We start from the raw sequence: 16046 nt of genomic DNA on the forward strand, positions 1-16046 counted from the left end.
TGATCGAACTCTGAGATTGAGGCGCATTGTACCGCTTACTCCACCATCAAGACGAGTCACTCCGCTTTAGGCTCGATTCAGATGAAACTAAAGGCCAAAGATTTACCGTCGTCCTAGGCCCTAACGGAACTGGGAAGAGTCAATTACTACGTAGCATCGCCGAGATGTACCGCGCTGGTAGCGCCAAGTCGGAAGCGCAAGCTCCAGACCCGCTCGGCGGTGCTCGTTCGGAAGATGCTCCGACAGCGCTTCTGGTCCTCTCGAACATGGTTACCGATGTTTTCGTTAACACGTCGAAGCGGCGTGATTCTTACCGATACCTCGGACTGCGCCAAGCGAGTAACAATACGTCGACCGGTGCACTCCGAGACGTCACGAGTGCTGCCATTCTCGAGTGCTTCAAAGTCTCTGATGGTAACCATCGCCTAGGGCCTGTTTTGAACGCTTTAGGTGGGGACCAGTTCTTCGTGAGCTTTGAACGGATTCGCGCGCGATCCAAGCCAGCCCAGGATGGGTCTAAGCTTGTCAGCAAGTTCCTAGACGGTCTTGAATTAGATGACAGTCGCAGCCATTACTCGTCCAGTGAGGCGCTCCTCACCGAGCTTCGTCACTTTGACGCTTCCATTCCGCATAGTCGCAAGATCTTTGATTTCGACGCAGCGGAATTGGCGTTCTTCTGGAGTATCTCCGCGCGCTTCCAGCTCGAAGCCATGGACCTTATCAGGCTCCTCAGACAACTTGGCTTTGCCAACGTGCGAGTCCATGTACGCCTAGGCGACCGAATTGTCGATCTCGATGAGCTGAGCACTGGGCAGCTTCTTCTACTTTCCACATTTGCACGAGTCGCCGCCTATGCGCGCCCCCGTTCGCTGGTGATCATAGACGAGCCGGAGGCCGGACTTCACCCCAATTGGCAATCAGCCTGGATACCTCTCATGCGCACTACGGTCCCAGCAGAGTACGGGTGCCATTTTTTCATCGCGACTCATTCGCCGTACTTGGTTTCCGATGCGGACGACGTGCTTGTTCCCGGCGAGGAATGGGGCACCTTCGTTCAGTTCGACGAACCCTACCAGGGTCGCTCGGTTGAAAACATCCTCTATCGAGTGTTCAGTGCCCGAGTGGCCGGGAATCTGATGGTGGAAAATGACCTACGAACGCTGGTGCAGCTCATCTCGCGCGGTTTCCCCGAGCCCTCTCCCAAGCAGCTAGAGCAGGCAGCGGCCGCGCTTCACCGGTTGCGTGGCATGCAGGGTGACGATACGAAGGACCTTAACCTGATCATCGAACAGGCTGAGGAGGTGTTGGCGCCGTGAGGACCCTCACAAAACCTGCCCCGACAATGGACTTGACGCCGCAACCACGAGCAGATGGAACACTTCCGAACTGGTCAAGACAGACAAATAAAGTCAAGGCGTTTGTAACTTGGGCACTTGCAAACCAGCGCGATCAGTGTGCCTTTTGCGGTTATTTCGTTGGTGATATCGCCAACAGGAGAGCTTGGTCCGTCGATCATTTTGCACCCAAGGGAAAAAAACGCTTCCCGCAATGGACGTTCGAACCGATGAACCTAGTCGTTACCTGCCATAGTTGCAATTCGATTTTCAAGCTCGAATACAACTCCGTCGCAACGGTCGCTCCGAACTACGTGGACTCCGAATTCGTGCTGGTGCATCCGTACTTGGATCTAGTTGATGACCACATGTTGGGTACGTATGCGGGCGGAAGTCAACGAGTCGGAGCGCCGAAGGTGCGCTCGTCCAAAGGACGCGAGACTATTGAGGTGTTTCGCCTCGATGACGTCAATTACCTTGCGGCGATCAACGGTCAGGCGCTGCGCATTTCGATAAACGATTGGAAGGCTAGGATTCCGGGCGCCGCTAGGTCCCTGTTTCGGAACGCGCTGGCTGAATTATCTGGGCGGACGTATTAGCCGGGCAGTCCCGCCGGTGTTTCCCGTTGGTTCCGTCGGAGGTTGGGCGATGCATTGATTCGGTGTCCATCTCGTCCTGGCAAAGGATTGTGTGTGGCCTCCGAGGTTGCGAAGATGAACAGCTGCCGTGTCGCCCTGGGTCATCGCGACATAACCGTCGAAGACCGCTTCGATGCCCTTGCCGAACGTCGCAGGGTCGATCAGGACCACCGGTTCGATCTCGAGCCCCAGTACCAGGCCGGTGCAAAACAAGGCCCCGTCGGCTCGAACAACGTATCCTCGTCCTTGTGACTGACGCATTATTCAACATTGCCCCAGAAGAAGAACCCACTCAAAGCGCTGATCCTGCAGAGCTTCCGATTCGAGACGACCAGGTGCGTGCCATCCGCGAAGCATTTACCACCGCCGGTATAGAGAGCCAGGAACGTCGCCAAGAAATAGCACAAAGCTGCGTCGTTCGGCCGTTGACATCGCTTCGAGAACTGACAGCAGCCGAAGCCCACCGCGTCCTGAAGCGGATTAGGGAGAATTCGGCGGCAAAGCCGCGACCCGAAGGAGCTTCTGCCTGGGATCTCCGAGAAGAAGACACCTGGATCGACAAGCTCTAGCTCAAATTGAGGAAGCCCCGCGACGCAACCGCCGCTGCAGCCTCGTAGTCGGTCATGCGCTCTGCCACCGTCCGCATAGCCAATTCCGGCGGCAGCATTTCGAAAAACTTAAGCTGTCTGACGGCGCGCTCATCAACGCTCGGTACCACTCCGCGGAAGTCCGCTCCGAATGCGGCCTTGGCCGCGGTTACAGCGGATGCCACGGCACCTGCGGTTGCGTCGCCGCGCAGGGCAATCTGCCAGTTGTCGTAGGCGGTGTTCGTTTCAAAAAGTTCGGGGCGGACGGCGGACAGCGCTGCCGCTAGTACTGCATTGCCTTTTGCGCCAGCCCAGGTCCACCATCGAACTCGGCTTCCTCCACCGGATCCGACGACGGTACGAGTTTCGTCCACCCTGTTTGAGTACTCGTCCCGGAGTTCCAACGCCATGTTCTCAGCCCTCTTGGTCGTTCGGACTCCTCGGGCATCCGCACCTAGAAGTACACGCCTGATCGCGTCTGAGAGCGCAAACGAATACGGCTGCGGAATGCTGGTCCACTTGACCACCCCGCCCCGTATTGAGGGCTCGACGTAGGCCCGACGGCGCTTCCAATCGACGTACGTCACTTCCCAAGGCCTTCCTCCCAACGTGATGAGCCTCGGACCGTCCACCTTCCGTTGAAGCAACATCGGGTCCACGGCCCCGACCTCTTGGCGACCATGAAGAATCACCACCTGCGGATCCGCAGTAAATACCGCCATCAGGTCCCTGTAGTGAATCCGACCGTATCGTTTTTCGGCTTCAGGTCCTGCGAATAACATTCCGCCGTCCGAATCAAGATGGCCTTGGTCGAGCAGCCACTCCTGAATCGACTGCCATTCCCCCGGGGCCGCCAGTTCGAGTCCTCCAAACCAGGAGGGCCACTGGCTCTGACCAATGCGCCGTTCTTGGAGGGTGACGCCGAGTATCTGCTGCGCGGCGACGTGCCGGGGTGACAGCGGCGGCACCACAGGCTCGACGTATCCTTCAGACCAAAGCAGCAGCAAACCGGAGGCCCGGAGGAATTCGGACTCCTCGGTGGCGAGGAACAACATGTTTCGCGTCGTCTCAGCGCGCCGGCCGGTTCGGCCCAGTCGCTGCAACAAAGAGGCAACCGTGCGGGGGGAACCCAGTTGAATCACCCGGTCCAGATCCCCTACGTCAATACCGAGCTCGAGTGTTGAGGTGGAGACAATGACGCAGTCGCGCCCGACGGCGAACGCCGCCTCAGAGCGGCGCCGGGTGTCCACCGACAGCGAAGAATGGGAGACATGGGTCTCGACGCCACTGTCATGGAGTGCCAGTGCCAACTCTTCGACTACTCGGCGAGAGTCGGCAAAGACCAAGCGCTTCTCGCCGCGGTGGAGTCCAGCGACAATCTTCGCCGCGTTCGAGGTGCTTCCGACGAAATCCAGGTCCATCTGCGGGGCACCTGCCGCGCTGGCGTCTGGAGACACCACCGCGGCCGGTCTTCCTGCTGCGCCTCCCTGCAACCAGTGAAGCAATTCGGGCGCGTTGCCAACCGTCGCGGAGAGACCAATTCGCTGGAGCGGCTGGCCCGACAATTTGGTGAGTCGTTCGAGAACACCGAGAAGGTGCCAGCCCCGGTCATCGCCGGCGAATGCGTGGACCTCGTCCACGACGACGGCGCGGAGATCAGCAAAGAATCGTTTCGGATCGCTGCTGGTGGAGACCAGCATGGACTCGAGTGACTCCGGGGTGGTTAGCAAGATATCTGGTGATTCCAGAAGCTGCCGGCGCCTCACGCCTGCCGTCGTGTCTCCATGCCTCACCGAAGCCGTGCGGCCCAGCCAAGATGCGTATGTGCCAATCCTGGGTTCCAGGTTGTTCAGCAGCGCCCGCAACGGACATATGTAAAGTACCGATGTTCCGCGCCATTCCTCAACGGACATGCGAGAGAGCAGCGGGAACATTGCGGCCTCGGTCTTGCCGCCGGCTGTGGGCGCGAGTAGCAGAGCGTCGTCACCTCTTAGCAGAGGTTGTACGGCTTCGTCCTGCAGCGGACGAAGGGCCGGCCAGCCCAGGGAATTGACAATGTGATGCTGCACTGCCGGACTCAGCCGGTCGAATCCGCTCATGCGAGCTAGAGTTCCAGCTCGATGTCACCGGCTGAGAGCTTGCTCGCGTTCTGTTCTACTTCGCTCATGTCCTCGCGGGACAAAGTCAGTGAGTAGTGCTGGCGCGGGTCGAAGTCAGCAAACTGGTCGACGCGATCCAGTACGTCACCCACCAGCTTCTTCAAGAAAAGCCTGGGTGCAATGCCAACCCTTCCCCCCAGTCCTCCAGCGACTGCCGAAGCCAGATCCTTGAGGTAGGCGTCGTCCACCAGAGCCGCGATGCGGTCGTCAGAGGAACTTCCTGCCGAGTACAGATTCCTCACGCGTTTGCCCAGCTCAACCAAGGAATCATGGTTGAATCCGGCCAGCCTGATCTGGACGGCACGCGGATTGTCGAAGCGACCTTCCGTGGCGAAATCCGTGGCTAGCCGCTGCGCCAGCGGGGGCAAACGCGGCACGCCGGAGGGCCCGTCGAAGAACGCAGGGGTGCCGGTCATGACAAGGTACAGGCCGGGGAACCTCCCCGAATCCACTTCATCCATGAGCTGGCGCAGCGCATTCAGCGCCTTGTCCCGGACGTCGCCCCGGACCCGCTGCAGTGTCTCGACCTCGTCCAGAACGACCAGCAGACCAGGATGCCCCGCGTCTCGCAGGACGAGCAGTAAGCCCTGAAGGAACCCCAGTGCGCCGAAATGGTCGAGGTCACCGCGGACACCCGCGATGCGCTTTGCTGCGGCCGAGACGTGCGGCTGGCCGCCCAGCCACGCTGCAAGCCCGTCGGCGGCGGGGGCATCCCCCGTGGCGACGGCGGAACGGTAACCGCGCAACGCCTGCGCGAAGGCCGGCGTCTTGGCACTTACCGAGGCCAACCGGTCGTCCAACAGTCGGGCCGTCGCCGCTTCGAGAGCAGCCGCCCCTGCATCAGCGAGGCCTGGCTCCGCGGCCAGGGCGTCATCTTCCAGTGTGAACAACCAGGCGTCCAGGACGGAACGGAATGCGCTGGGGGCGACCGATGCAGTCCGGAGCGATTCTGTAATCCGCCGATAGACAGTCTCGAGCTTGTGGAGTGGAGTCTCCGTTTCCGAGATCTGCACTTCCGCGGTGGCGAAGCCATTCTTCAACGCCAGCTCGGACAGGTATCGGGCGAAAAACGTCTTGCCTGTGCCGTATTCGCCTCGCACTGCTTTGACCGTGGCGCCTCCGGACGCCACTGAGCTGAGCTCGTCGCTCAACGCGACGTGGAATCGGTCCAGGCCCACGGCTAGCAGGTCCAAGCCGTTGGCGGGTACAGTGCCACGGCGAAGCGCGTCAATTACCTCCCTACGGCGACGAGGCGAAACGTCGGCCGTCACGTCCCGACCTCAAATTGCTCGCGGAGCAGTGGTTCGTCGATGACAAGTGAATTCCCGTCCAGCCGCAGAACTGGGTAGCCTTCCACGTTCAGCAGCTTCTGCAACTGTGCAACAGCGCCGCTGATGCGCTGAATGGGCACGCCGATCGCGACCGCAGCAGCGTGAAGGGGCAACCGTGAACCTGCCGCAGTAACCGCAGCGTCGACGAAGGCTTCGATCTGACCATCGAGGAGCGTCACGCGCCCCGCAATTTTTCGTTGGGACTTATAGCCCGCGGTGGCCACGACGCGAGCCCCCAAGTTGGCGGGCTTCGTTCCGGCTGTACGTGCGTTCGCAGAGCCTTCCAGCTCCGAAAAGAGGTCCGGGCCTTCGTCACGAGCCTTCTTGCTTTTTGGCGGAAGCGGCGAGGGCTGCGCCTGAGTGGTACCCGACGAAAGTGACCACCACAGCGGTTCTTGGGGTGGCGCCAACTCCCACCCCTCGGGCACCACTCCGTCCGGAATGACGACGGCGAGCGGCACGACCGCTTCAGCCGGCGATCCTCCTCCGTGGTATCCGGCCTTGAGCGGCCCGTATCGGAGACTCTCGTCGACCGCCAGGATGGCCTTTCCGCCGTGGTCCAATACTCGTGGCCCGGCCACGGCGATTTCGTCTTCACCAGGGGTTCCGAATGCTGCGCGGGACCGTGCGCTGGATGTCTCGTCAAAGCTCCGCTGGGTTCCGGCGCGCCGCTCCACCACATGCCCGTGGTCGGCAGTCAATACCACCGTTCGACCGGCCGCAAGGGCGGCCGATAATAGGGGACGTAAGTGACGAACGGCGTCGTCGGTCCAGGACGTTCCGGCGGGATCGCTGCGATCCAAAGCGTCGTCGATGGTGTTCAACACGGATCCCACGAGGGGAAGCCCCTCTGTGTCAGCTATGGCCGATGCCACATCAGCAGCGAGCAGGTGCCCGGGACGCGAGGAATCGAGCGGCTTCTTGTGAAAGAGCACCGAGCCCTTCAGGCCGGCTGACTTGGCGACGGCGGCGAACCCAGTCCGTTCCTCGGACTGTCCGCCCGAGAGCAATCTGCCCGTCAAAAGAGACGTACGGCTGTGCTCGGTAATTGTCGGCAGCACCGCCAGTCCGCAGGCTCGCCTGCTGGTTCCCTTGGCAACTATCTCGGCCCATCCGTCCGGACGAGCTAAGACGCTGGCCATCACCTGCGTCGCGACGCCTGTGCTCATGCCGTCGAGGACAAGCAGCAAGGTTGGACTTTGTCTCGCGAGCTTGGCGACCACCTTGGGCAGGAGATCTTCGATCAGCCAGACGGGCTCACGCCCGGAGACTCCCTCGATGAGGCTCGCAGCAGACGTGGCGATGGCCAGCTTTTGCGCGAATTCCCGGTCATGTAGGGTCCTGCGTTGCTGAGCTCTGACAACCGTTGATTCGATAGAACGCGCCAGCTCGGGTTCGTCTATCCCCTGTGCCGCTGTGTTGATGGCGGCATCAACCCAAGCGTCAGTATGGCTTTGCCGGAGGGCCAAGGAGGCCAGATCATTGCCGTCGGCAGAATCCTCGGCAAGCCATCGCTCAAGCCGCACCGCTGCTTGGAACGGCTGCCGTCTGGAGTCCTGGGCGTCCTCGAGCCCTACGGCGCTCAGCGGGTGTTTCGTGACGAGTTCCCAGGCAGCTTCCACCGACTGGATAGTCCCGCCGAGGGCGCAGCCGAGAACCTGGTATGCCCGGTTCAGGGAGGACGGCAGCAGGTAAGAGTCGTTTGCGAGTGGCTGGGCATTAACGTCCTTCAAGACGCGGTCGGCGGCCGCAAGTGCTGCCTGACCCGCGCGCCAACTCTCCGGGCGCGCCAGCATATCCTTAACCACGCCGATGCACATGGCACCGAAAGCCTGAAGTTCCGCGCCGGTGATGGATTCGCCGGCCCACCGATGCTCCAGTCGCGCCAGGGCGAGTTCTGCCTGCGTTCGTCGCTCACCCGCTCCAGTTGCCTTCGCAGAGGTCAACAAATGGAGGACGACGCCGAGCGGCAGCACTTGTTCTGGCTGTCCGCTCGTCAGTAGATGCAACATTGGGCGTTCGCCGTCACCGAGACGCGCAGCGAGCCAGCGGAGGACCGCATCGGCCAAGGCATCGCCTGCGTCACGACGAAGGTCGCCGATCGTTGCGGCCGCCCCAAAGCCGGACGTCCAGGAGAGCACCGCAAAAGCGTCGATCCCGTGAAACGGCAGACCGAGCTGCTTACTCGCAACTGAGCCGAGTGCGTGGTCGCGCGACAATACGCCGGCCGGCGCCGGCGGCCATCCGTCCTCGGGCGCCGTCCTAAGAAGCCCGTAGGCAATCTCCGCACGGCTCCCTTCACGAAGCAGTGCACGGTCCAATGAAATCGCTGCGAACCTCTGCCGTACCGCGTCCCAGGGGTCCGGGTTGCGCAGCTGCTGCCAGACGAAGTGCGAAAGGATACCCGGGCCGAGGTCGGACTCCGTCCGGTCGGTGAGAATAACCAGCCACTCGGCGTCGCGTCGCTGATGCAGTGCGTCCCGAATTGCCAACGAGGAGACGCAGGGCACGACGTCGATTCTCTGACCTTTGTCCGTGAGCGTCGCGGCGCCGTCGGGATCAGGGAGCGCACGAATGCCAATGACGCCGCCCTTACGCCGCCCATCCGTCCCTCGGGCCTTAGCAACCATCGCTTGAATTGCGGCCGGGGTCACGGAAACAGCCGCAGGCGCCAGTCCGATCATTCGATCACTCTCCACTGAACCTCAACGGACTTGACGCCGGACGAGAGTATCTCCTGTAGTTGAACTTCCAATAGGCTCAAAGCATCACCAGGCTCGAGAACTGTCTGCTGCCAGTGGCCAACTCGGCCGCCCTTCCCTCCGTTCGAGCCGCCAGTGCCGCCCCCACCTGGACCTGGTGGTGTCACTGCTCCTGCAACCCAAGCGAAACCGTCTCTGTCAGCCTTCTCAAGAGCCGCAGTAGCCCGGTCCGCCTGTTCGTTCGCCCGCAAAGATCCCCGAAGGTCGTCCAGGATGCGGCGCGCCCGAGCTGACCGCTCGTCCGCGCCCGCGCTGCTCTGCCTCAGCGGCCCGAGCCGCTCCCATTGGAAGTCCCGGAGCTTTTGGGCCACAAGACCTGCGGATGACAGGGATTTGGCTGCCTCTTCGTCCTGGCCTGGCAGCTCGAGGCCAGCCAGATGCCTGATGAGGACGACACCGCTTTGGTCTCGCAGCACGCCGACCAGTACAGACGTGCGGCGCGCCATCTCAAGGCGGTCTCCGTCCGAGATCTCGAGCCGGGAATAGGCGCCTTCGAGGCCCGAGACCAGCGTCTGTGAGGGCTCGTATAGGGCCTTAGCACGCTCCTGAACGTCGCCGGACAGCGCAGCAACTGCCGACGGCGTCAGGTATGGACGGTCGGCAACACCAAAGATCGTGGCGGCACGCTTTCGCGCCTTGTTCCACTCCTCAGCGGTCGGCATCGGCTGAGGTCGCAGCTCCATCCCCGGCTGCAGCGTGCCTGGCACCGGCAGTCCTGACTGTGGTGCACCGAAGCTGAACCAGGCACGCTGGCGCAGCAGCCCCCACCCCAGAATCACCAGGTCAGCAACCTCCGGTCGCAGTCCCTGGGATGGTTCCACGGCATCGATGACCGCGCGCAGCTGCGCTACGGTTACGGGGCCGTCTTCATCCACGCCGTTGCGGGACAGACCGCGTACCAGCGTCGGGCCCCAGTCGCCGAAGCGGTCATCGCCGAACAGGAAATGGGTCTCCGTGGCTTCGCCGACGCGGAGCGCGTTGGCCACGCGCCGGATGCTTCGCGCATCGCCTTCGAGCTGGACGCGGTGCTCAGGGTCGCCTACGGCGCGTTCCAGATGCGCGACGACGGCCTTCAGCTCAGGTTGGCGCACTTCGGCGTCGGCAGGCTCAAACTTCGGGTGCCCGGGGTACGTCGCATCGAATGCCTTCACTACGAGCTGTTGAAAGGCAGACGCCAAGCCTGCCCCCACTGGAGGGGCAGGATCGAAGCCGGGGTCCAGGGACCACAGAACCTGGCCCGTGCCGCCGTCGTCGAGCAATGCCCCCGGTTCTGCCGATGCTGCACCGTAAGCCTGCTGAATGACTCGAAGCAGGCTGTCTCGGAGCGAACTATGCTGCGCTTCCAGAATATTGCGGGCCTGGGCGCGATCCACCTCTCCCAGGTGGTCCGCATGGCTCGCCCACCGGTCCCCGCTGCCACCGAGCAGCCAGTCAAGGATGACCAGCCGGCGCAAATCCTTCATACGGTCTCCGGAGAGGAAGCGCGGCAACCACAGCACCGTCCGCGAGGTGAAGTTTCGGGACCGGAGCGAATCGATGCGCTGTATATCCTCCACCGATGAGTGCCCGGATTCATCGAACGGGTGGTCAATCACGAAGCGCCAGGCACCTGCACCGGCCTGGAGTCGGTCCTCCGTGATGTCGCCTGCATCCCGGACATTGCCGAAGACGATTTCGATTTCGCGCTTGGAGCCGCGCCAGATGACGCTGTGACGATGTGCGCCGCTGATGTCCGGTGAGCCGAGATCAATTCCCAGGCTCTCCGTGATCAGGGCACGAAGCAGCTCGCGCTGCCGGCCCGCGTTGTCTTCTCCCTTGGCCCGCTCCACGATCGATTCGTAGTCGACGTCTGAGAGCTGAACCCGAATGACAGGGTTGCGGGGATCCGCATCCACGTGGATTTCAGGAACGTGGCGTGCCCAGTCGCGCACCTTGGACAGAACGACGCCTGCCTCGCCGCCCCGGAGTGGGGAGACGATGGAACCATGATTCAGTGATGCCAGTCGGGCGGCGGTAAGTCCCTTCAGCGCCGGAACTTTGGGCGCGACGGCGGAAAGCAGCAGTGTCTTGGCCAAGCGGTCGTCGGCGAGGTAGCCGCTGGTGACCCGGTCCGGCTGATCTAGATCCGCCTGCGTCAAGCCATGAACCCTCAAAATGAGGGGACGGAGCTTCTCCTGGTAGAGCTGCGTCGCCGAACGGAACAGGGCGGCAGCCTGCGGGTCGAGGACAGCGTCACCTTTGCCCTGGACGATGTAGTCGAAGGCGTCACCCACTGGAATGACGTCGTCAATCGTCAGCGCATCACGGCGGTCAACTAGCATCTGCTGCATGACCTTCAACGCGGTCCTGTCCCTTTGCATGACGCTGGACAAGGAGCGCAGAGTGGAGACTAGCGCCGGCGAAAACGGGTATGTCATCCGGAAGGCGGCCTCGTCCGATCCGCGGTGCTGATCGTCGGCATTGACCCCGTCGAGAAGCACATCCCAGACGGCAGGCGCACGATCAAGTCCGGAGAACGCGTCCTCGATGGCGTGGCGTGCGGCATCGTTCTTGGGCTTGAGAAGTCGTCTGCTGGCTACGTACGGCAGGTTGTCGTCGCCCAGGACGATGGACGAGAACCGTCCTTCCTGGTGGCGGAAGGCTCTGTCCAACGCTTCCTGTTCGCTACCGCTGGCGCCCGAGTCCGCAAACCAGCGACGGAGGTCCATTTGGCGGGCAACGATGGAAATGAGCGGTGCCGCAAGCCTTTCATATTCACCTTCGACGAGCTTCGTGAGTTTCTGCGATTCCCGGCGGAAGAACTCAGGGGTCTGCATGGCGAACGCGAGCCAGAGAACCAGTTCGTCGAGAAACAGGACGACGGCGTCGTAGCCGAGAGACTTGGCGTGGTTGGACATCGCTTCTAGTCCGGTGTCCAGATCCACGTATTCGGCATGGCGTGCGTAGGACTTGAAGTAACCGTCAACGAGAGCGCTCACCAGTTCCTGGCGTTCCGCGCTCTGAGGTGCCGCTGCCCGGGCTCCGTCATAGCGGGCACGGTCCCAAGAGCTGGACCCCAGGAGTCCTGCCCACTCGTCGTCGCCGGCCTCGGAGCCAAGGCCGGCAAAGAAGGCGTCATCTCCCAGCCGCTCTCTCAGCCCCTCTGCATCGCGCAAGAGGGCGTCGGAGGGGAAGAAGGCAGGCAGGGGTGCCTCCGGGTGGAGCGCCTTGATCTGCTTGATATAGCTGTCAAAGAGTTCCTGCTCCATCGAATCGGCGTCAAGAAAGTGGAATGCCAGCGGCAGAATCTTCTTGTTCTCCAGCGTCGGATCATGACGCGCGACGACGGATTGCAGCTCAGGGAGCGAGCGTGCCTCCGGAGTGTGCTGTAGGAGTGCGTGGAGGACCGCCATGAAGTGCGACTTACCGGAACCAAATGAGCCGGCTAGGAACGCGCCGCGGTTAAACCCGGTGCTGAGTGCATTGGAGACGAGCCCGAGCGCGGCATCGAAGGCATCAGCAATCGCGGGGGTGACCACGTAGTCTTCGACAGCATGTTTGGCACCTTCGCCGGAAACGCTGTCCGTCAGCCGAAGGACATAGTCTTCGCTTCCGGCACGATCTGGAATCTCAAAGACATCCCTCAACAACTCTGGCATTCTGCCTTCCCCATTCCGGCTCTCGTTCTTGTCGTTCGCGAAGCTCATTGTGTCACCTTAGCTCTACGCCCGCGGCCGTCGTTGTGGGGCGCCAAGCTTTGAGGTGGTCAAGGGATCGACCGATTTGGGCCGCCCGCTCTTCGAACTGCTGCGCGCAGAAGTCGGCCATGCTCACACCGTAAGCGGGGTCGATGTCGGCGTGCCACTGTTTCACCCACGGGAGTATTTCGACCATACCTGCCACCAGCGGAATTAGTTTCTCGTCCGGTGCGCCGTCTGCCACTAGCTGATCCATGATGGCGGCCAGCGCCAGGAACTGCTCCACATGGTTCCAGCCGGCCCATCCAAGCAACAGTGTTTGGTCGGTGGAGCGGCCCGCGCCGGGGTAGAGGATGAACCGTTCCTTGGGCACGTCGAGCTTTCCGCGGGCCTGCCACCACGATGCCTTCCGGAAGTCCGCGGAAGTGTATTTGGGTGGAACCGGGATGGAGCCGACGTCTTCGCCGGCGTCCTCGCGGCGCTGCAGCTCCCATGTCCGCTCCCACGCTTCGAATTTTCGGAGGCCCGAGTCCTTAAGTCGTTGCGCTGCGAGATACGGGACAGCTTCGTCGGTCAGGAGCTGAGTGAGTGCCCTGACGACGTCGACATCCCGGCTGCCGTCCCACAGGGACAGAACAGACAGGAAGTCGTCGTCGCGAGAGACGATATCGGCGAGCTGGCTCACGCTTCGGGCCGCCGGCCGGCCCTGCCGATCGAACCACAGTGACCGATCCTCTAAGCGCTCCAACAACCAGCCACGGAGGGCACGCTCCTGCTGCTTCTCCCACGGCTCCATAGCCCAGCGACGCTTGTACTCCGGACGCTCCAGCAGGCGGATTGACGGGTTCGAATCGATCAAATCAAGCCGGCGCTGGACGAGCGACTGGTACTCGCACGGCCACTGCGGCGGGACATCGTTGGTGGCCTTCGATCCGTGCCGATCAAACCACGCCGAATCAGCGTTACCGGCCGCGAGCTGTCGAGCCAGCGCAATCTCGAAGGCGCGTTCGCCTAGGGCGACCCCCGGAGTAGAGTCGCCACGGCAAGTTAAGTCATTTTCGATAAGTCCGTACAAGCGGTAGGTCTCCCAATCCAGTTCCTCCTGCTCGGCGATCATTTGCCGACGGGTGGATTCATAGACCTTCCGCGCATCCGAAAGTGACTCCAGGTTAGGGATGTTGTTGGCGGCAACCGCCGCCGGAGTGTGAGACGCAAGAAGTTGGACCAGAGAATCCAAATTCTTGCTTTGCTTAAGAGGAAATGAGTCGGGCAGCGGAATCTCGGCGACGTTCGTCGAGTTGAAGTTAAACCGCTCCATCCACGCCTCGGCCTGTATGCCACGCCCGATGCCCGATCCGCCCTTGGACCCACACACTTGGCGCAGCCAGAAGCCAGCTACGGAGGAGTTAAGGACCCCGAGGAGAGCGAGGTGGTCGTCTTCGGTCGCGTCTTCAGGCAGCTTAATCACCGGTGCCGAGCGGATGAACAAACTAGCATCTCGGTTCATGACAAAGTGATTGTGGGTGGCCACTTCTGCGAACGAGATTAGTAGGTTCGCCAGGTAGCGCCTGCGATTCAGTTGTGAATACTCCCACCATTGGAGGCCCTGTTCAGTCTGGAATCCACTTAGCGCACGCCTGTTAAGTAGGTGTTGCTTTACGTTCCACAGCAGGCGCTCGGCCGGCTTGTCTAGGGATGCACTTCCAAGTTCATCGTAGGTGCAGAGAGCCCGGACCCCCTCATAATGCGTCCAGTCCCTCAGGTCACTGCCGCTGAAGACATTTCGTCTCAAGTCATCCGCAATTCCACGACGCCGCAGGAGAGCATCGCCAACCAGGTAGGCATCGTCTTCTCGGGTGACGACCATGAATCCGATGTCGCCGGTGATATCCGAAACCCGCCTTGTCGAGGCCGTTTCTATGGTCCGACTCACGGCGAGAGCCCCACCACCGGCGAGGCTCCAAGGATGATTGTCGAGCGCTCTACGAGGAATATCTGCAACGCTGACCCATTCATCGTCGTAACCGGGGTTCTTTACATTTTGTGTTATCGATCTCCATACGAGGCCAAGCGCGGGATCGGCCGGTAGGCCCGGTTCTCCGCGGACCCCCAGAACTGCACGGACGGCGGGCCCAACCGGCAGCTGGTTACGTCCGATAATGATTATTGTCGGTGTGCCGTGGCCAGGGATATGTGCGCCAGCAGTGTCAGCAACGAGCCGCAGGTCTTGGCGGGACAGGAAGTCCTCGATGAGTTTGGAGCCGAACTCCCGCTTCATGAACGAGTTTGACGTTATCTGCCCAGTCCACCCGGCAGGCTGGGATGCGGTACCGTGCTTGGCGAGTCCGAAGAACCGCTCCATAAATGGAACGGTCATGGCATACGTGCCTTTGCACGTCGTGTACTGCTTGCGGTAGGCCTCGTTAAGGGTCTTGTCCTTCACCGTGATGTATGGCGGGTTGCCAACGACTACGTCGTACTGTCCGGGCTGGAGAATGCGCTTGAGTTGCTTGAGGTCCTCGGTAACGTATGAGAATCCTGAGAGCTTTGAGTCGGCGTCGAATCCGTCGAACTGGAATTCCCTCTGGATGTGACCATGGAGGAGGGAATCACCGGCGGCAAGGTGGAAGTTAAAGGCCGGCGCGACCTCCAATGAGCTCTCGTTGCAGGCCTTCAGAGCGGCAACCGTGAGACGGAACCGGGCGATGGCCACAGCAAACGGATTCAAGTCCACGCCGTGGACTGCGTCTAATGCTTTCTGAACCCGGGCGCGCGCATCCAAGCCCGGCGCATGCCTTGCCCATTCATCGGTAAGACGCGCGAACGCACCAAGAAGGAAGTGGCCCGAACCGCAGGTAGGGTCAATCAGCTTGAACCCCTCCAGAGGGCGCTCAGTCAGGGCCGGAGTGAGGGTCTGGTCGAGGATGAACTCCTCCACGAACTCCGGCGTCTGCAGGAGCGCGAACGTCTTCTTCGCATAGTCGGACAGGTCCTGGTAGAGGTCGCCAAGGAATCGGGTCGACAGCCCCGGGTCCGCCAGATCAAAGGACGGTAGTCCGGCGGCGTCCGTCTGCCGCCAGAACTCTAGGATCTCCGTGGCCATCCTGCCAGAGGGCTGGACCTGCCACAGAGCCGAATGTTCCCCCACCAGGTCCTTGGTGGCGGGAAGCTTCGTCAGATACTCCACCGGCTCGAGCAGCCACTCGCGGTCTGTTAGTTCAGGGTGGGAACGGAAGAACACAATCTGCGCATCCAGCGCCTCCTGGCGCCGCGCCCCAGGACCGGAAATCCACACAGGACGGACCAGCCCATTGTCCTCAGCGAACCGAACGAACACCGTCGTCAGAATCCACGCAACCGCGGCCTGGGTGATTTTGTCATCCCGCCACGCTTGCCATGCCGAGGACGTCCGCTGTGCATCCAGTGCAGCCTGGTGCTCTGCCTTCCAGCGCGACAAGTTCTCGTCGTCCTGCGCCAACCGGTCGCGCAGATCATCCTCCAACCGCAAGACAAACTTGCGCAGATCAGCGGTCAGCTGAGACGAAACAGTCATTCAAA

9 protein-coding genes are annotated in these 16046 nt (G+C 61.6%); 4 read left to right on the forward strand and 5 right to left on the reverse strand.

The annotated features are described in order from the left end of the window. Positions 1 to 26: 26 nt before the first annotated feature. The 4 genes from AC1DGE_RS09405 to AC1DGE_RS09420 all read left to right on the forward strand — a co-directional run bounded on the left by AC1DGE_RS09405 (position 27) and on the right by AC1DGE_RS09420 (position 2541). Positions 27 to 1316: an ATP-binding protein gene (locus AC1DGE_RS09405; protein WP_476917335.1), complete on the forward strand. Its 1290-nt coding sequence runs from the start codon at positions 27 to 29 to the stop codon at positions 1314 to 1316. Between the two features lie 26 nt (positions 1317 to 1342). Then, the gene (locus AC1DGE_RS09410; protein ID WP_476917336.1) at positions 1343 to 1933 is read left to right on the forward strand and encodes an HNH endonuclease family protein; all 591 of its coding nucleotides are present in this window, start codon (positions 1343 to 1345) and stop codon (positions 1931 to 1933) included. Positions 1934 to 2026: 93 nt separating this feature from the next. After that, positions 2027 to 2224, forward strand: coding sequence for a hypothetical protein (locus tag AC1DGE_RS09415; RefSeq protein ID WP_476917337.1), 198 nt, complete (start codon positions 2027 to 2029; stop codon positions 2222 to 2224). Then, positions 2221 to 2541: a hypothetical protein gene (locus tag AC1DGE_RS09420; protein WP_476917338.1), complete on the forward strand. Its 321-nt coding sequence runs from the start codon at positions 2221 to 2223 to the stop codon at positions 2539 to 2541. Before AC1DGE_RS09415 ends, AC1DGE_RS09420 begins: the two co-directional genes overlap by 4 nt. Here the strand turns inward: AC1DGE_RS09420 and AC1DGE_RS09425 are convergent. From AC1DGE_RS09425 to pglX, 5 genes are read right to left on the reverse strand one after another with little or no spacing between them, the layout of a single operon-like run. After that, on the reverse strand, positions 2538 to 4658 hold the full coding sequence (locus AC1DGE_RS09425) for a DEAD/DEAH box helicase (RefSeq protein ID WP_476917339.1): 2121 nt from the start codon (positions 4656 to 4658) through the stop codon (positions 2538 to 2540). The two genes, AC1DGE_RS09420 and AC1DGE_RS09425, sit on opposite strands and share 4 nt — an antisense overlap. 5 nt (positions 4659 to 4663) lie before the next feature. Next, positions 4664 to 5989 carry a BREX system ATP-binding protein BrxD gene (gene brxD, locus AC1DGE_RS09430; RefSeq protein ID WP_476917340.1) on the reverse strand — a complete coding sequence of 442 codons (1326 nt, stop codon included), beginning with the start codon at positions 5987 to 5989 and terminating at the stop codon, positions 4664 to 4666. Next, complete coding sequence (gene pglZ / locus AC1DGE_RS09435) at positions 5986 to 8733, reverse strand: BREX-2 system phosphatase PglZ (RefSeq protein WP_476917341.1); 2748 nt, start codon at positions 8731 to 8733, stop codon at positions 5986 to 5988. Before pglZ ends, brxD begins: the two co-directional genes overlap by 4 nt. Beyond that, positions 8730 to 12497 (reverse strand): BREX-2 system ATPase PglY family protein, encoded by a 3768-nt coding sequence (locus AC1DGE_RS09440; protein WP_476917342.1) that lies wholly within the window; start codon positions 12495 to 12497, stop codon positions 8730 to 8732. The genes pglZ and AC1DGE_RS09440 overlap by 4 nt, the downstream gene beginning before the upstream one ends. Positions 12498 to 12501: 4 nt before the next feature. Further along, positions 12502 to 16041 carry a BREX-2 system adenine-specific DNA-methyltransferase PglX gene (pglX, locus tag AC1DGE_RS09445; RefSeq protein ID WP_476917343.1) on the reverse strand — a complete coding sequence of 1180 codons (3540 nt, stop codon included), beginning with the start codon at positions 16039 to 16041 and terminating at the stop codon, positions 12502 to 12504. Between the last annotated feature and the right edge of the window lie 5 nt (positions 16042 to 16046).

It is taken from the genome of Arthrobacter sp. 05N425 (assembly GCF_056397125.1).

Excerpts from the sequence above, each read along its gene's own strand:
- AC1DGE_RS09410 (WP_476917336.1), top strand. The coding sequence starts at position 1,343 with ATGGACTTGACGCCGCAACCACGAGCAGATGGAACACTTCCGAACTGG.
- AC1DGE_RS09425 (WP_476917339.1), bottom strand. The coding sequence starts at position 4,658 with ATGAGCGGATTCGACCGGCTGAGTCCGGCAGTGCAGCATCACATTGTC.
- pglZ (WP_476917341.1), bottom strand. The coding sequence starts at position 8,733 with ATGATCGGACTGGCGCCTGCGGCTGTTTCCGTGACCCCGGCCGCAATT.
- AC1DGE_RS09440 (WP_476917342.1), bottom strand. The coding sequence starts at position 12,497 with ATGAGCTTCGCGAACGACAAGAACGAGAGCCGGAATGGGGAAGGCAGA.
- pglX (WP_476917343.1), bottom strand. The coding sequence starts at position 16,041 with ATGACTGTTTCGTCTCAGCTGACCGCTGATCTGCGCAAGTTTGTCTTG.